This is a genomic window from Pseudomonas sp. TE3899, from assembly GCF_056279105.1.
In genome coordinates, this window is record NZ_JBWBQR010000001.1 from 5,664,860 (window position 1) to 5,680,662 (window position 15,803).

General features: G+C 59.8%; 14 protein-coding genes. 2 read left to right on the forward strand and 12 right to left on the reverse strand.

Annotation, left to right across the window (positions count from 1 at the left end; translation table 11 throughout):
- Window positions 1–13: 13 nt before the first annotated feature.
- Window positions 14–583 (reverse strand): glycerol-3-phosphate 1-O-acyltransferase PlsY, encoded by a 570-nt coding sequence (plsY, locus tag ACZ89E_RS25665; RefSeq protein WP_149659577.1) that lies wholly within the window; start codon window positions 581–583, stop codon window positions 14–16.
- Between the two features lie 74 nt (window positions 584–657).
- Here plsY and folB point away from each other — a divergent pair, with 74 nt between their 5' ends.
- Both folB and folK read left to right on the forward strand, forming a co-directional pair.
- Entirely contained in the window at window positions 658–1,014 is a 357-nt protein-coding gene (gene folB, locus ACZ89E_RS25670; RefSeq protein WP_015097071.1) for a dihydroneopterin aldolase, read from the forward strand.
- Window positions 1,005–1,523 (forward strand): 2-amino-4-hydroxy-6-hydroxymethyldihydropteridine diphosphokinase, encoded by a 519-nt coding sequence (gene folK, locus ACZ89E_RS25675; protein ID WP_463258638.1) that lies wholly within the window; start codon window positions 1,005–1,007, stop codon window positions 1,521–1,523. The genes folB and folK overlap by 10 nt, the downstream gene beginning before the upstream one ends.
- A gap of 85 nt (window positions 1,524–1,608) precedes the next feature.
- Here folK and ACZ89E_RS25680 read toward each other — a convergent pair whose 3' ends face one another.
- The 11 genes from ACZ89E_RS25680 to ACZ89E_RS25730 form a co-directional block, all read right to left on the reverse strand.
- The gene (locus ACZ89E_RS25680) at window positions 1,609–2,838 is read right to left on the reverse strand and encodes a multifunctional CCA addition/repair protein (protein ID WP_476256687.1); all 1,230 of its coding nucleotides are present in this window, start codon (window positions 2,836–2,838) and stop codon (window positions 1,609–1,611) included.
- A 65-nt stretch (window positions 2,839–2,903) separates the two neighbouring features.
- On the reverse strand, window positions 2,904–4,466 hold the full coding sequence (locus ACZ89E_RS25685; protein ID WP_133835752.1) for a SpoVR family protein: 1,563 nt from the start codon (window positions 4,464–4,466) through the stop codon (window positions 2,904–2,906).
- Entirely contained in the window at window positions 4,463–5,734 is a 1,272-nt protein-coding gene (locus tag ACZ89E_RS25690) for a YeaH/YhbH family protein (protein WP_054616829.1), read from the reverse strand. The genes ACZ89E_RS25685 and ACZ89E_RS25690 overlap by 4 nt, the downstream gene beginning before the upstream one ends.
- A 118-nt stretch (window positions 5,735–5,852) precedes the next feature.
- Window positions 5,853–7,775 (reverse strand): PrkA family serine protein kinase, encoded by a 1,923-nt coding sequence (locus tag ACZ89E_RS25695; protein ID WP_054044143.1) that lies wholly within the window; start codon window positions 7,773–7,775, stop codon window positions 5,853–5,855.
- A 296-nt stretch (window positions 7,776–8,071) separates the two neighbouring features.
- A complete protein-coding gene (gene glpE, locus ACZ89E_RS25700; RefSeq protein WP_149659573.1) occupies window positions 8,072–8,401 on the reverse strand; it encodes a thiosulfate sulfurtransferase GlpE in 330 nt (109 codons plus the stop codon).
- 33 nt (window positions 8,402–8,434) lie between these two features.
- Window positions 8,435–9,316, reverse strand: coding sequence for a symmetrical bis(5'-nucleosyl)-tetraphosphatase (locus ACZ89E_RS25705; RefSeq protein ID WP_476256688.1), 882 nt, complete (start codon window positions 9,314–9,316; stop codon window positions 8,435–8,437).
- Window positions 9,316–9,696 (reverse strand): Co2+/Mg2+ efflux protein ApaG, encoded by a 381-nt coding sequence (gene apaG / locus ACZ89E_RS25710; protein WP_149659571.1) that lies wholly within the window; start codon window positions 9,694–9,696, stop codon window positions 9,316–9,318. The genes ACZ89E_RS25705 and apaG overlap by 1 nt, the downstream gene beginning before the upstream one ends.
- A 123-nt stretch (window positions 9,697–9,819) precedes the next feature.
- Window positions 9,820–10,638 (reverse strand): 16S rRNA (adenine(1518)-N(6)/adenine(1519)-N(6))-dimethyltransferase RsmA, encoded by an 819-nt coding sequence (gene rsmA / locus ACZ89E_RS25715; protein WP_463258635.1) that lies wholly within the window; start codon window positions 10,636–10,638, stop codon window positions 9,820–9,822.
- The gene (gene pdxA, locus ACZ89E_RS25720) at window positions 10,635–11,624 is read right to left on the reverse strand and encodes a 4-hydroxythreonine-4-phosphate dehydrogenase PdxA (RefSeq protein WP_463258634.1); all 990 of its coding nucleotides are present in this window, start codon (window positions 11,622–11,624) and stop codon (window positions 10,635–10,637) included. Before pdxA ends, rsmA begins: the two co-directional genes overlap by 4 nt.
- Window positions 11,621–12,943: a peptidylprolyl isomerase SurA gene (gene surA / locus ACZ89E_RS25725; protein WP_178129144.1), complete on the reverse strand. Its 1,323-nt coding sequence runs from the start codon at window positions 12,941–12,943 to the stop codon at window positions 11,621–11,623. The genes pdxA and surA overlap by 4 nt, the downstream gene beginning before the upstream one ends.
- Window positions 12,918–15,734 (reverse strand): LPS-assembly protein LptD, encoded by a 2,817-nt coding sequence (locus ACZ89E_RS25730; RefSeq protein WP_149659567.1) that lies wholly within the window; start codon window positions 15,732–15,734, stop codon window positions 12,918–12,920. Before ACZ89E_RS25730 ends, surA begins: the two co-directional genes overlap by 26 nt.
- Window positions 15,735–15,803: the final 69 nt, after the last annotated feature.

A 15,803-nucleotide genomic window follows, 5' to 3' on the forward strand; every position in this document is an offset into this window, starting at 1 on the left:
TCATGGGCGGTATTTAAAAATGCCGTTCGCGCCCGGCAAACAGGTCGCGTAGATTGCCGCGATGACGCCAGACGATCAGTGCCGTGAGTGCGCTCATGGGCAGCAATGCCGCCGGCTCTTGCCAGGCGAGCAGCGGCAGGGTCAGCGGTGTGGCGATCAGCGCCGCCAGCGAGCTGGTGCGGGTCAGGTAGAACGTCAGTAGCCAGGCACAGACCGCCAACAAGGCTGCCGGCGGGTACAGGCCCAGCAACATGCCGGCCGCGGTGGCGACACCCTTGCCGCCGCGAAAGCGGAAGTACAGTGGGAACAGGTGACCGATTACGGCGCAGACGCCGACCCAGGCCTGTTCTTGCAGCGAAAGACCTGCAACACCGGCGATCAGCACCGGCAGCAAGCCTTTGCATAAATCGCCGAGCAAGGTCAGGACGGCGAGTTTCTTGCCGGCCAGGCGCAACATGTTGGTGGCGCCGGCATTGCCCGAGCCACTCATTCGCGGATCGGGGTTACCGGTCAGGCGGCTGAGCAAAATGGCGAAGGACAGCGAGCCGAGCAGGTAGGCGAAGGTCGCCAATAACCAAAACATGCTAACTATTCCGGGCGAGGACGCCCTGATTCTAACGGCGCATTGCGCCCTTGTCGTGCAGCGGAGAAAAGTGCTTGGACAGAGTGTTTATCGAGGGCCTGGAAGTCGACACCGTGATTGGTGCCTACGACTGGGAGCGCGGCATCCGACAATGCCTGCGACTTGATCTGAGCTTCGCTTGGGACAATCGCCCGGCAGCGGCGGGTGACGACCTGACCCTGGCGCTCGACTACGCGAGCGTTTCGTCGCGTATCCAGGCCTTTGCCGAGCAGGCGCAATACCAACTGGTCGAGACCTTTGCCGAGCGTTTGGTTGAGGTCCTGATGAGCGAATTCAAGATCACATGGATGCGCCTCAAGCTGACCAAGCCGGGCGCGGTCCCGGCGGCCACCGGCGGCGTCGGCGTGGAGATCGAGCGCGGATGTCGCTGACTCAGGTGTACCTCGGGCTCGGTAGCAATATCGAGCGTGAAACCCATTTGCAGGCTGGCCTGGAGGCCCTGGCGGGTTTCCTGGTGGATATCCGCTGCTCGGCGGTGTTCGAAAGCCAGCCGGTGGGGATCAAGAGCGGTCCGTTCTTCAATTTCGTGGTGTCGGCTTTTACCGACTTGCCGCTGATGGAGCTGGATCGCCGGCTGAAATTCATCGAGGCCGACAACGGCCGTTACGCGCCGGACCGCAAGGGTTTGCCGTTGGATATCGACGTGCTGTTGTTCGGCGATCTGGTGGGTAACTTCGATGGCTTGATCCTGCCCCGGGCAGAAATTCTGAAAAACGCCTTTGTGCTGTGGCCGTTGTCGCTGATTGCGCCAGATCGGGTGCATCCGGGTGTCGGCAAAAGCTTTGCGACCTTGTGGGACGAAGCGCAGATTGATCAGGTATTGGCGCCGGTGGCGTTTGAGTGGCGTGGGCAGCCGTTGACGCCTTCAGATTTGTTGTGAGGCGGATGACGCCTTCGCGGGCAAGCCTTGCTCCTACAAGGGTTTGCAGAAGTCCTGTAGGAGCGAGGCTTGCCCGCGAAGCTTTTCAGGCCGACGCCGCCTCTTTGTAGGCCTTCAACGCCTTAAGCCGTTCCCGTTTGATCGCCTCGCCCAGCTCCGGCCCCTTGAATCCCTTCTCCAGCAAGGGCTGAACCGCAACGCCCCGCGCCGCAACCGCTGCCCCGCGCAGATAATCCGCCTGTGGATAACTTCTCTGCTCCAGGCCTTTACGTCCGCGAGCATCCATCTCGCACGCCGCAATAAATTCCTCAAACCGCTGCGGCCGCCGGTAGACGTCGAAGCTTTGCAGCAACTCCAGCAAGGTCGATGGCTTCAGCTCCAGGGCCCGATGCCCATGGGTGTGGTATTGGCCCACCAGCAGCGCCAGTTCCTGACAGTCTTTCGGCGCCTTGAACCGTTCGTTCACCGCTTTTATCAGCTTCAGGCCCGTGTGCTCGTGGGCGATATGCCGAGGCCATTCCTCTTTCGGGGTCAGGCCTTTGCCCAAATCATGCAGCAGGCAAGCCCAGCGTACCGTCAGTGGTTGTTTGTGCAGCGCCGCTTGCTCCAGCACGCCCAAGGTGTGCACGCCGGTGTCGATTTCCGGGTGATGGGCTTCGGGCTGCGGCACGCCGAACAACGCGTCGACCTCCGGTATCAGCACCTTGAGCGCGCCACACGCCCGCAGTACTTCGATGAACACCTGCGGCTGATCTTCCATCAGGGCGCGGGAGATTTCCTTCCAGCTACGCTCTGCGGTCAAGGCTTCGAGTTCGCCTGAATCGCTCAGTTGACGCATCAACTCCAGCGTCTCGGGGGCCACGGTGAAACCCAGTCCGGCATAGCGCGTGGCAAAGCGGGCAACGCGCAGGACACGGAGCGGATCTTCGGCGAACGCGGGGGAAACGTGGCGCAGAACACGGGCTTCAAGATCGCGCTGGCCATGGTAAGGATCAGTCAGGTTGTGCTGATCGTCTTCGGCCATGGCGTTGATCGTCAGGTCGCGGCGAATCAGGTCTTCTTCGAGGGTGACTTCGGGGCTGGCGTGAAAAGTGAAACCGCCATAACCACGTCCACTTTTGCGCTCGGTGCGGGCGAGGGCGTATTCCTCGCCGGTCTTGGGGTGAAGAAACACCGGGAAGTCCGCACCCACCGGGCGAAAACCCTTGGCGAGCATTTCTTCGGTGGTCGCGCCGACCACAACCCGGTCGACGTCAGTGACCGGTATGCCCAGCAGGCGATCGCGTACGGCGCCGCCAACTTTATAAATCTGCATAAAAAACCTCCGTTAGCTCGACAGAATAACCGTTGCGTCGAACTTCCGGAGGCAGAAACCAAAAATCACAGGTGAATGACAGCCAGGTCGAGCCGACCGTAATCCCCTTCGGCGTGCTCGCTTCTGGGTGGAACATGATGGACTTTCATCACTTGGTCGCCTTGCAGGGTTTCCAGGTGAATGTCGAAGCCCCACAGCCGATGCAGGTGCTTGAGCACTTCCTCGGTGGACTCGCCCAGTGGCTTGCGGTCGTGTTGCTGGTGACGCAAGGTCAGGGAGCGGTCGCCACGCCGATCGATGCTGTAGATCTGCACGTTGGGCTCGCGATTGCCCAGGTTGTACTGGGCGGCCAGGGTTTCACGGATGGTCCGGTAGCCGGGTTCATCGTGAATGGCCGGGACCAGCAGATCATCCTTCTGGTCGTCATCGAGAATGCTGAACAGTTTCAGGTCGCGGATCACCTGGGGTGACAAATATTGCAGGATGAAACTCTCATCCTTGAAGCTGCTCATGGCGAACTTGATGCTCGACAACCAATCGGTGCCGGCGATTTCCGGGAACCAGCGGTAGTCCTCCTCGGTGGGGTGTTCACACATGCGCCGAATGTCCCGGTACATGGCGAAGCCCAAAGCATAGGGGTTGATGCCGTTGTAGTAGGGACTATCGAAACCTGGCTGCATCACCACGCTGGTGTGGGACGTCAGGAATTCCATCATGAAGCCGTCGGTGACCAGGCCTTCGTCGTACAGGTCATTCATCAGCGTGTAGTGCCAGAACGTCGCCCAGCCTTCGTTCATCACCTGTGTCTGGCGCTGTGGATAGAAATACTGGGCAATCTTGCGCACGATCCGCACGATTTCCCGCTGCCACGGCTCCAGCAGCGGCGCGTGTTTTTCGATGAAGTACAGGATGTTTTCCTGAGGTTCGGCGGGGAAGCGTGCGTTGTCCTTGTCGCTGTACTTGTCCGCGCCTTTGGGAATGGTGCGCCACAGGTCGTTGATCTGTTTCTGCAGATGCTCTTCGCGATCCTTCTGCCGCCGGCGTTCTTCTTCGGCGGAAATCGGGTAGGGACGTTTGTAACGGTCAACGCCGTAGTTCATCAGGGCGTGGCAGGAATCGAGCAAGTCTTCCACCGCGTCGATGCCGTGGCGCTCTTCGCATTGCATGATGTACTGCTTGGCAAACACCAGGTAATCAATGATCGAACTGGCGTCGGTCCAGGTGCGGAACAGGTAATTGCCCTTGAAGAAGCTGTTGTGGCCATAGCACGCGTGAGCCACCACCAGCGCCTGCATGCAGATGGTGTTTTCTTCCATCAGGTAGGCGATGCACGGGTCGGAGTTGATCACGATCTCGTAGGCCAGGCCCATCTGCCCACGGGTGTAGGATTTTTCGGTGCTGAGGAAGTGCTTGCCGTAGGACCAATGGTGATAGCCCAGTGGCATGCCGACGGACGCGTAGGCGTCCATCATCTGCTCGGCGGTGATCACTTCGATCTGGTTGGGGTAGGTATCCAGGGCATAGCGGGCCGCCAGGCGACTGATTTCCTTGTCGTACGCCTGGATCAGCTCGAATGTCCATTCGGAGCCGGTGGAAATGGGTTGGCGCTTCTGCTCTTTGGCGGTCATGTCACTAACCTGCGCTGGAAGAGTTCACGGAAGACCGGGTAGATATCCCCGGCCGAGACCAGTTGCTGCTGGGCAAAAGTGTCAGAGAAGGCTTCGGCGATGCGTTCGTATTCGAACCAAAGGGCCTGGTGTTCGCGCGGGGTGATCTCCACGTAAGTGTAGTACTGCACAAACGGCATGATCTGGTTGATCAGGATGTCACGGCAGATCGGCGAGTCGTCGTTCCAGTTGTCGCCGTCGGAAGCCTGGGCGGCGTAGATGTTCCACTCGTTGCTCGGATAACGCTCGGCCATGATCTCCTGCATCAGTTTCAAGGCGCTGGAAACGATGGTGCCGCCGGTTTCCCGCGAGTAGAAGAACTCTTCCTCGTCCACTTCCCGGGCGCTGGTGTGGTGGCGGATGAACACGACGTCGATCTTGTCGTAGTTACGCTTGAGAAACAGGTACAGCAGGATGAAGAAGCGCTTGGCGATGTCCTTGGTCGCCTGGGTCATCGAGCCGGACACGTCCATCAGGCAGAACATCACCGCTTTGGAGCTGGGGTTGGGCTGCTTGATCAGCAAGTTGTACTTGAGGTCGAATGTGTCGAGGAACGGCACCCGGTGAATCCGCGCACTGAGTTTCTCGATTTCCGCCTCGATTTCCTGGATGTCGCCGAAGTTGTCCGGTTCTTCCCGCTTGAGTCTGGCCAGTTCCTCTTTGGCGTCCCGCAGTCGCGCACGGCTGCTGCCGGACAGGGCGATGCGTCGGGCATGGGCTGAGCGCAGGGTGCGGATGATGTTGATCCGTGACGGGTTGCCCTCGTTGCTGATGCCGGCGCGCACGGTCTTGAAGGTGTCGGTGCCGGTCAGGTTGCGCTTGACCAGGTTCGGCAGCTCGAGGTCCTCGAACATGAACTCGAGGAATTCCTCCTGGGTGATCTGAAAGACGAACTCATCCATCCCTTCGCCGGAGTTGCCGGCCTTGCCGGGACCTCTGCCGCCGCCACCGCCGGGTGGCCGGGCGATGTGTTCGCCGCTGGTGAATTCCTTGTTGCCGGGGTGCACGACGGTCTGCTTGCCACCGCGGCCGTGGTGAAGCACCGGCTCGTCGATGTCGCGGCCGGGAATGCTGATCTGTTCGCCATGTTCCATATCGGTAATGGAACGCCGGCTGACCGCCTCTTCGACGGCCTTTTTGATGTGATCACGGTAACGCCGCAGAAACCGCTGGCGGTTCACCGTGCTCTTGTTCTTGCCATTGAGACGTCGGTCGATCACATAGCTCATAGGGCCCTCCGGGCAGCTTCAAGTTGTGAGCTGCAAGCTGCAAGAAGAAGCAGTTGCCCGGATATCAGGGCTTATGCGCTTCTCACTTGTCGCTTGCAGCTTGGAGCTTGCCGCTGCGTCACTGAGACTTCCGGACCCGTAGGTACCATTCTGAAAGAAGCCGTACCTGTTTGTCGGTGTAGCCGCGCTCCACCATCCTTGTGACAAAGTCGTTGTGCTTCTGCTGGTCCTCTTTGCTGGCCTTGGCATTGAAGCTGATGACCGGCAGCAGGTCCTCGGTGTTGGAGAACATTTTCTTCTCGATGACCACCCGCAGTTTTTCGTAGCTGAGCCAGGTTGGGTTCTTGCCGTTGTTGTTGGCCCGGGCGCGCAGCACGAAGTTGACGATTTCGTTGCGGAAATCCTTCGGATTGCTGATGCCGGCCGGTTTTTCGATTTTCTCCAGTTCTTCGTTCAGTGCCACGCGGTTGAGGATTTCGCCGGTTTCCGGGTCGCGGTATTCCTGGTCCTGGATCCAGAAGTCGGCGTATAGCACGTAGCGATCGAAGATGTTCTGCCCGTACTCGCTGTAAGACTCGAGGTAGGCGGTTTGGATCTCCTTGCCGATGAATTCGATATAACGCGGCGCCAGGTATTCCTTGAGGAAGCGCAGATAGCGTTCGCGGGTCTCGGCCTGGAATTGTTCCTGTTCGATCTGTTGTTCCAGCACGTAGAGCAGGTGCACCGGGTTGGCGGCGATTTCGTGCGGGTCGAAGTTGAAGACTTTCGACAGGATCTTGAACGCGAACCGGGTCGACAGGCCGTTCATGCCTTCATCTACACCGGCGTTGTCGCGGTATTCCTGGATCGACTTGGCTTTCGGATCGGTGTCCTTGAGGTTCTCGCCGTCATACACGCGCATCTTGGAGTAGATGTTCGAGTTTTCCGGCTCCTTGAGACGCGAGAGCACGGTGAACTGGGCGAGCATTTTCAGGGTGTCGGGGGCGCAATGGGCCTTGGCCAGCGAACTGTTGAACAGCAGCTTGTCGTAGATCTTCACTTCGTCGCTGACCCGCAGGCAGTACGGCACTTTGACGATGTAGATCCGGTCGATGAAGGCTTCGTTGTTCTTGTTGTTGCGGAAGGTGTGCCACTCCGATTCGTTGGAGTGAGCCAACAGGATCCCGGTGAACGGAATCGCGCCCAGGCCTTCGGTACTGTTGTAGTTACCTTCCTGGGTGGCCGTCAGCAATGGGTGCAGCACCTTGATCGGCGCCTTGAACATTTCGACGAATTCCATCAGGCCCTGGTTGGCCCGGCATAGCGCGCCCGAGTAGCTATAGGCGTCGGCGTCGTTTTGCGGGAATTCTTCCAGTTTGCGGATATCGACCTTGCCCACCAGCGCCGAGATGTCCTGGTTGTTCTCATCCCCAGGCTCTGTCTTGGCCACGGCGATCTGATTGAGGATCGACGGATAGAGTTTCACCACCCGGAACTGGCTGATGTCGCCGCCGAATTCGGCCAGGCGTTTGGTCGCCCAGGGCGACATGATGGTATTCACGTAGCGCCGTGGAATGCCGAAATCTTCCTCGAGGATCGCGCCATCTTCAGTGGCGTTGAACAGACCCAGAGGCGATTCGAATACCGGAGAGCCCTTGATCGCGTAGAAGGGCACTTTCTCGATCAGCTGTTTGAGCTTTTCGGCCAGGGACGATTTACCGCCACCGACGGGGCCGAGCAGGTAGAGGATTTGTTTCTTCTCCTCAAGGCCCTGGGCGGCATGGCGGAAATACGACACGATCTGGTCGATGCATTCTTCCATCCCGTGGAAGTCTTCAAAGGCCGGATAGCGGCGGATCACCTTGTTGGAGAAGATTCGCGACAGTCTCGAGTTGGCCGAGGTGTCGAGCAGCTCCGGTTCACCGATGGCCAGCAGCAGGCGCTCGGCGGCGGAAACGTAGGCGCTGCGGTCCTTCTTGCAGAGCTCCAGGTACTCTTGCAGCGAGAGTTCTTCCTGGCGTGTGGACTCGAAGCGTTGTTGGAAGTGGCTAAAGATACTCATGACGTCACCTCGCTCGATACGTGGAGCCGACGCCGGATCATTCAGTCGATGCTGGCAGCCACTGGATATGCAGTCGCTGTTTACCCCCCAGAACTCTTTCGGAGCGGACTCCCCCGAAAGCTACTCCCGATGACCCGCGCGCCGGTGTACCGGCTCTCCCCTGTTTTGGATGGCCTGCGCTTAAGGATAGTTGCTTATTCGGGAGGTAAAGGCGAGATACGTAATTAGTTGTGGCAGACCGTTCGTCTGCCACCGCGCGAGCCCACGGGGGCCGGGGCTTGCACGTTACAAAAAAATTATTCGGAAGTGCCTTGCGCCGTTTCCGAGGGATAAGTCGTGCGCCACAGCTCAAAACCGCCATCCATGCTGTAGACGTCGGAGAAGCCCTGGCTGATCAGGTAGGCGGCGGCGCTCTGGCTGGAATTGCCGTGATAGCAGACCACCACGGTCGGCGCATCGAGGTCGGCGGCGCGGATGAAATCCGAGATGGAAACGTTGTCCAGATGCTTCGAGCCGGCGATGTGCAGCGCGGCATAAGTTTGCGGATCACGGACATCGACCACCACTGCGCCTTGTTCGCGCAGGGCCTGGGCCTGTTCTGGGGGGATACGTTTGAATTCGCTCATGGCGGGCTCCTGTGGCTCGGCGGAAAGCGCAGTCTAGCGCTGGGCGCTGGCTGACGTTTGATCGGGAATAGGTGGGGCGACTGACGGCTTGCTGTGGCCCTGTTCGTCGCATTTGCAGCTCAGGCGCTCGAGGGTGTCGACGTTCATCAGGGTCATGGCGCCGCCCCAGACGCAACCGGTGTCGAGGGCGAAGACGCCGGGCTCGTCGCATTTGCCTTCAAGGGCCGCCCAATGACCGAAGATGATCTTCAGGCCCTTGGTCTTGCGCTCCTTGTACTTGAACCACGGGGCGTAACCCGGTGGCGCGGTGTCGGCGCCTTCCTTGCCCTTGAGGTCAAGCTTGCCCTCGCTGGTGCAGAAGCGCATGCGGGTGAAATAGTTGGTGATCACCCGCAAGCGTTCCACGCCAGTGATGTCGCTGTTCCATTTGGCCGGCTCATTGCCGTACATGCCATCCAGATAAGGCGGGAGCAGGTTGTCGTCGCGCAGGGCGGCTTCGACTTCGCCGGCGTACTTCAAGGCTTTGCGCAGCGACCACTGGGGTGGTATGCCGGCATGAACCAGGGCGATGTCGCGCTGTTCGTCGTAGTGCATGAGTTTTTGCTGACGCAGCCACTCCAGCAGTTCCGCGCGATCCGGCGCTTCGAGGATCTCGCGCAGGGTGTCGTTTTTCTTCAGGCGTTCGATGTTGTGCCCGGCGGCCAGCAAGTGCAGGTCGTGGTTGCCAAGCACGCACACCAGCGATTCGCGCAGGCTATAGAGGAAGCGCAAGGTTTCCAGGGACTGCGGGCCACGGTTGACCAGGTCGCCCACCAGCCACAGTGTGTCCCGGGCAGGGTCGAAGGCTACTTGCTTGAGCAGGCATTGCAGCGGTTCGAGGCAGCCTTGCAGGTCGCCGACGGCGTACGTTGCCATCAGTGCAGGGCTCCGGGCACCGCCAGGCGGAAAGGCGAGATCACGGCGTCGAAGTGTTTACCGTCGTCGGCAATCATCTGATACGTGCCTTGCATGGTGCCGACCTTGGTGGTCATCACTGTGCCGCTGCTGTAGGTGTGGTTTTCGCCGGCCTGGATCAGCGGCTGCAAACCCACGACGCCCGCACCGCGAACCTCTTCCACATGCCCGTCACCGTCGGTGATCACCCAGTGCCGCGACAACAGTTTGGCCGGTAGCTCGCCATTGTTGTGCACGGTGATGGTGTAGGCGAAGGCAAAGCGGTTGTGCTCGGGTTGCGATTGTTCTGCCAGATAGCGGGTGACGACGCTGACGTCGACCTGATAACGAGGATCGGACATGCAAGAGGCCTTAAAAACGGAGCGGGACGCGGGGCGTAGCTGATGGGATTCAGTCTAGGCCAAGTATCGGGTAGTAAACCAGACATCGCGTCTGGCGTCCTACCCGATAACGCTCATCGCCTGTCAGTTGGCAACGGGAGCCTGCAGGACTTGTTCGCTGAGCTTGTCGGCCAGGCGCACGAAGGCGGCCAGGTCAAGTTGCTCGGGACGCAGGCTGCCATCGACGCCGGCGGCTTCGATCTCGTCGTTGCTCAGCAGCAGCTTGAGGGTGTTGCGCAGGGTTTTGCGGCGCTGGTTGAAGGCTTCGCGAACGACGCGCTCCAGCAGCTTGTGATCCTTGGCCGGGTGCGGCAGCACGTCGTGGGGCACCAGGCGCACGATGGCCGAATCGACTTTCGGCGGCGGATTGAACGCGCCCGGGCCGACGTTGAACAGGTGTTCGACCCGGCAATGGTACTGAACCATGATCGACAGGCGACCCCAGTCGCCACCGCCAGGACCTGCCGCCAGACGCTCGACCACTTCTTTTTGCAGCATGAAGTGCATGTCGCGAATGATGCCGGCGTTGTTCAGCAGGTGGAAAATCAGCGGTGTGGAGATGTTGTACGGCAGGTTGCCGACCACTCGCAGGCTGTTCGGCGCGGCATTCAGGCTATTGAAGTCGAATTTCAGCGCATCGCCCTGGTGCAGGTTGAAGTTGCTCTTGTCGGCAAACTGCTGGTTGAGGATCGGGATCAGGTCCTTGTCCAGCTCCACCACGTCCAGTTGCGCGCCGCTGTTGAGCAGGCCCTGGGTCAGTGCGCCCTGGCCCGGGCCGATTTCCAGCAGGCGGTCTTCGGGTTTGGCGCGGATGGCGCGCAGGATACGGTCGATAACGCCGGCATCGTGCAGGAAGTTCTGGCCAAAGCGTTTGCGCGCCTTGTGTTGGTAATGCTCGGTCATAAACGGGTCTCGGCCATCTGGTAGGCGGTTTCCAGGGCGACTTGCAGGCTGCCGGTGTCGATGTTGCCGCTACCGGCCAGGTCCAGGGCAGTGCCGTGGTCCACCGATGTGCGGATGATCGGCAAGCCGAGGGTCACGTTGACTGCCGCGCCGAAGCCTTTGTACTTCAGCACCGGCAGGCCCTGGTCGTGGTACATCGCCAGCACCGCGTCGCAGTGCTCCAGATATTTGGGGGTAAACAGAGTGTCGGCGGGCAGGGGACCGCGAAGGTCCATGCCCTCGCCGCGCAGGCGCTCTAATGTAGGTTCGATGATGTCGATTTCTTCATGGCCCAGGTGTCCGCCTTCACCGGCGTGGGGGTTGAGCCCACAGACCAGGATGCGAGGCTGGGCAATGCCGAATTTTTCTTGCAGGTCGGCGTACAGGATTCGTGTGACCCGCTCCAGGCGCTCCGGGGTGATTGCATCGGCAATCTCGCGCAGGGGCAGGTGAGTGGTGACCAGTGCCACGCGCAATCCGCGCGTCGCGAGCATCATCACCACTTGGGCGGTATGGGTCAGGTCGGCGAGGAATTCCGTGTGCCCGGAAAAAGCGATTCCGGATTCATTGATCACGCCCTTGTGCACTGGCGCGGTGATCATCCCGGCGAAATGCCCGTCCATGCAGCCTTGGCCCGCACGGGTCAGGGTTTCCAGGACGAACGCCGCGTTGGCCTTGTCCAGTTGCCCGGCGGTAACCGGTGCACTGAGCGGCGTATCCCAGACATACAGGCTGTTGGCCGGTGCAGGAGCGTCCGGCCAGTGATCCGGGGTGACCGGCAGCAGGTCGACGACCACGCCCAGTTGCGCGGCCCGCTCGATGAGCAGGTCGCGGCTGGTAATGGCAATCAGGGGATGTGGCTGGGCTTGCGAGGCGAGCAGCAGGCACAGGTCGGGACCTATGCCGGCCGGCTCGCCGGGTGTCAGCGCGAAACGCTTCGGTTTCACTGCGCTGCCTGGTCTGCACCAGGGAGTTTGATCTCTACATACGCTTCGTCACGGATCTGACGCAGCCAGGTTTGCAGCTCTTCGTCGTATTTGCGGTTACGCAGTACAGTCATCGCTTGCTGCTCACGGGCCTGGGTGGTGCTGTCGGTGGCGCGACGGCCAAGGACTTCCAGAACGTGCCAGCCGTATTGGGTCTGGAATGGCTTGGACAGCTGACCTTGCGGGGTCTTGGCCATCACTTCGCGGAACTCAGGTACCAGTGAGTTCGGGTCGATCCAGTTCAGGTCGCCACCGTTGAGGGCAGAACCCGGATCTTCCGAGAAGCTTTTCGCCAGTTCGCCGAAATCTTCGCCCGCTTCGATACGGGTGTAGAGCGACTCGGCCAACGCCTTGGTTTTTGCTTCGTCGCGGATCGGGCTAGGTTTGACCAGGATATGACGCACGTGCACTTCGTCACGCACCTGAGTCGCGCCGCCACGCTTGTCGAGGATCTTCAGGATGATGAAGCCGCCCGGGGTGCGCATTGGCTGGGTGATGTCGCCGACTGCCATGGTGCTCAGCATGCGATCGAACGGAGGTGGCAGTTGGGCCGCTTTGCGGAAGCCCATGTCGCCGCCTTCCAGCGCGGTTTCGCTGGCGGATTTGGCGATTGCCAACTGACCGAAGTCAGCGCCTTGCTTGAGTTGCTGGTACACCGCGTCCGCTTGTTTGGCCGCAGCCTGGATCGCGTCGGAGTTGGCGCTTTCCGGCGTAGGAATCAGGATGTTGGCCAGACGGAATTCTTCGGACAGCTGCATTTTGCCCAGGTCGGATGCCAGGAAGTTCTTCACTTCCTGCTCGGACACCTGGATGCGCTCGGCCACACGGCGTTGGCGCACACGGCTGATGATCATTTCGCGGCGGATCTGGTCACGGGCGTCGTCATAAGACAGACCGTCGTGAGCCAAGGCAGCACGGAATTGATCGATCGACATGTTATTGCGCTGTGCAATGGTGCCGACGGCCTGGTTCAGTTCTTCATCGGTAATACGGATGCCGGAACGTTCGCCGATCTGCAATTGCAGGTTTTCGACGATCAGGCGTTCCAGTACCTGCTGATCCAGCACGCTGGCCGGCGGCACGGCAGTACCGCGTTTGGCGATGGTTTGCTGAACTTCGTGGACCCGCTGGTCCAGTTGGCTCTGCATGACCACGTCGTTGTCGACGATGGCCACCACTTTATCGATGGACTGTACCGCGGCGTTAGCCGCGGTACCCAGGAACAACGCGCCCAGCACTAGCGGGCGCAGACAATCAGAAAGCTTGGTCTTCACGTTCACGATAACCTTGAATGCCTTTGTCGAGGAAGCTCTCTACCTTGGCGCCAGTGAGGCCGCCGAGTCCCTTCAGAACAATTTGGAGGAAGACGCCATGGTCGCCTTTTTCGTTTTGCGGGGCTTCTTGACTGAACTCGTCATAGGAAACCCAGTAACGGTTGATCAGGCGCAGTTTCCAGCAGCAGTTGTCGTACTCGAAACCACCGAAGGCTTCCAGGGTACGGTTGCGGTTGTAGTCATACTGCCAGCGGCTGATGGCGTTCCATTGCGGCACGATCGGCCAGATCACCGAAAAGTCGTGCTGTTGAATCTTGTAGTAATCCTTCACGAAGCCTGGTTGGCCTTCGACGCCATAGTTGCCGCCGCCCACGGTCCATTTACCGGTGTTCTGGTCGTAACGAACCTGGTCGTTGCGATAGCGATAACCGGCGTTGATAACCTTGTTCGGGTTGTCTTCAGGCTGGTAGTGGAACATTGCGCTACCCGAACGCGGGCTGCGGCTGTCCGGGTCCCAGTTGTAGTCGGCCGTGGTGCGCCAATCGCGGTTCCAGCGGTATTCGTATTCCAGTGCGTACGGCGAAACGTTGGCATGCGCGTCGTCGCGGGTTTTCGCGTCGATACCTGGCAACTGGACTTCGCGGTCCTTGAAGTACAGGGCCTGGCCAACGCTGATGCGTTGACGCTCGAAACCGTCTTCTTCGATCCAGCGGTTCGTCACGCCCAGGGACAGTTTGTTCTCGTCGCCGACACGGTCGGTACCGGAGAAGCGATTGTCGCGGAACAGTGACGCGTAGTTGAAGGTGTATTCGCCAGTGTCGAACACTGGGATGTCTTCCTGGTTCTCCTCAGGTACATAGAGGTAAAACAGGCGCGGTTCCAGGGTTTGGCGGTAGTTCTTGCCGAACCATGTGGTATTTCGGTCGAAGTACAGTCCGCTGTCGATACTGGCAATGGGTACGCCACGATTCTGGTTGGAGCCGAAGTGACCATTGACATTGTCTGTCCCGGCTGCGGCAGCGGCTTGATCCTGAGCCACGATCTGGTTTTTGCCGATGCTGTCCAGGTCCAGTTGATACTGGGTGTATTGGTACTTGAGCGATGGTTTCAGGAAACCATATGACCAGTTCAGAGGCAGGCTGACAGTCGGGGCCAGGTTTAGACGATCGCCATTGGCGCGCGCCAGGCCAGCAACGTTCCTGTCCAGTCGCGGACTGACATTGCCGTCTTCATCGGTGAAGTTGCCGTTTTCCAGGTCGCGATCAAACCGCACGATTTCAGTGTTATACGAGAAATCCAACCCGCCCGGATGTTGCGGCAGCGCACCATTGAAGGTGATTTGCGGCAAGCGGTCGTATGGCGTGATGGCCGAGACCGTCGCCAACTGATAGGCCGTGGCGCTGAGCGTCGCGGCGTAGTTATCGCCACGGTATACGACGGCACCCTGCTGGGTGACATAGTCTTCGCTTTTCACACCAATCTGGTCAGTCTGCAGATCCTGGAAGTAATACGGATCGCTGATCTTGGTGTAATCGACTTGTGTGTAGACGCGCGAGTCGAGGCCACCTTTATGCTGCCAGTTATACATGTAGCGGTTTTTCTGGTAATCGGTCTGCTTGCTGCGATCGGTGTCCTCGTCGTTGAGGTACGCAGCACCGAACTGACCTTCGCTGGACTTGGTCAGGTAACGGAACTCGCCTTCCACCAACATGCCATGCTTGCTCATGTAACGCGGATACAACGTGGCGTCGTAGTTCGGTGCCAGGTTGAAGTAGTACGGCGTGACCAGCATGAAGCCGGTATCGCTGCCGGTGCCGATGGTCGGCGGCAGGAAACCGGATTGGCGACGGTCGTCGATCGGGAAGTAGATGTACGGCGTGTACAGGACCGGAATGTCCTTGACCCGCAGCGTCACGTTCGTCGCGGTACCGAAGCCGGTGGCCGGGTTCAAGGTGATGTTGTTGCCCTTGAGCTGCCAGGCGTTGCTATTCGGTTCGCACGTGGTGTACGTACCATCCTTGAGGCGGATGATCGCGTTCTCGGCACGTTTGGCGTACAGCGCGTTACCGCGGATACGGGACTTGTGCATCACGTATTCGGCGTTGTCGACCTTGGCTTCACCGGTGTCAAGCTGCACGTCGGCGTGGTCGCCCACGAGCAGTGCGCCATTGTCGCGAATGCGGACGTTACCGCTCAGTTCGCCACGGCTCTCGGCCTGGTACAGACTGGCCTCATCGGCCTCGGCCTGCATGCTGCCCTGACGCAATACCACGTCACCGGCCAGCGTGCCGACCTGATCTTCGGTGTTATAGCGCGAAGCTTTCGCGCCGATAAAGGTCGGAGCGTCACTTTTATTCGTCTTGTCATTCATGCCAGGACGAATCGGTTCGATATAGGAACCAGAGCAGTAAGGACCGGTTTCGGCCAACTGCGCAGCAGTGAGCTTCTCGCGCGGAACCCAGTCGAGGTGACTGTAGTCTGCGCTACGGGACTTCAGGCCACGGCCCTTGGACTCGGTAACGAGTACAGGCTTGGCGCCGGTGTCTTCGCTGGAGCCGTTCTGGGCTGGAGCTTCGCCGTTCGCGGTGGCTGTTGCGCTGCCGTCATGGACGGGTCGCGGCGGCAAGGCAGCTGCCGGCGACTTGGGCGCACAGTCCCAGGCACCCGAAGCAGAGACTGAGCAGTCATACTGTTCCGCGGCGACCACGTAGGAAGTGGCTAGGGGTTGCAGGGCCAGCAGACTGCCGGTAACCAACAACGGAAATTTTTTACGAAACGCGGGGGATTTCAATGCCATCTTATTAGTCCGGGCTTCCTGCGTGCCATCTGCCCGCGGTGGTGGGCCGCACGCCTCTCGATGGTCTGA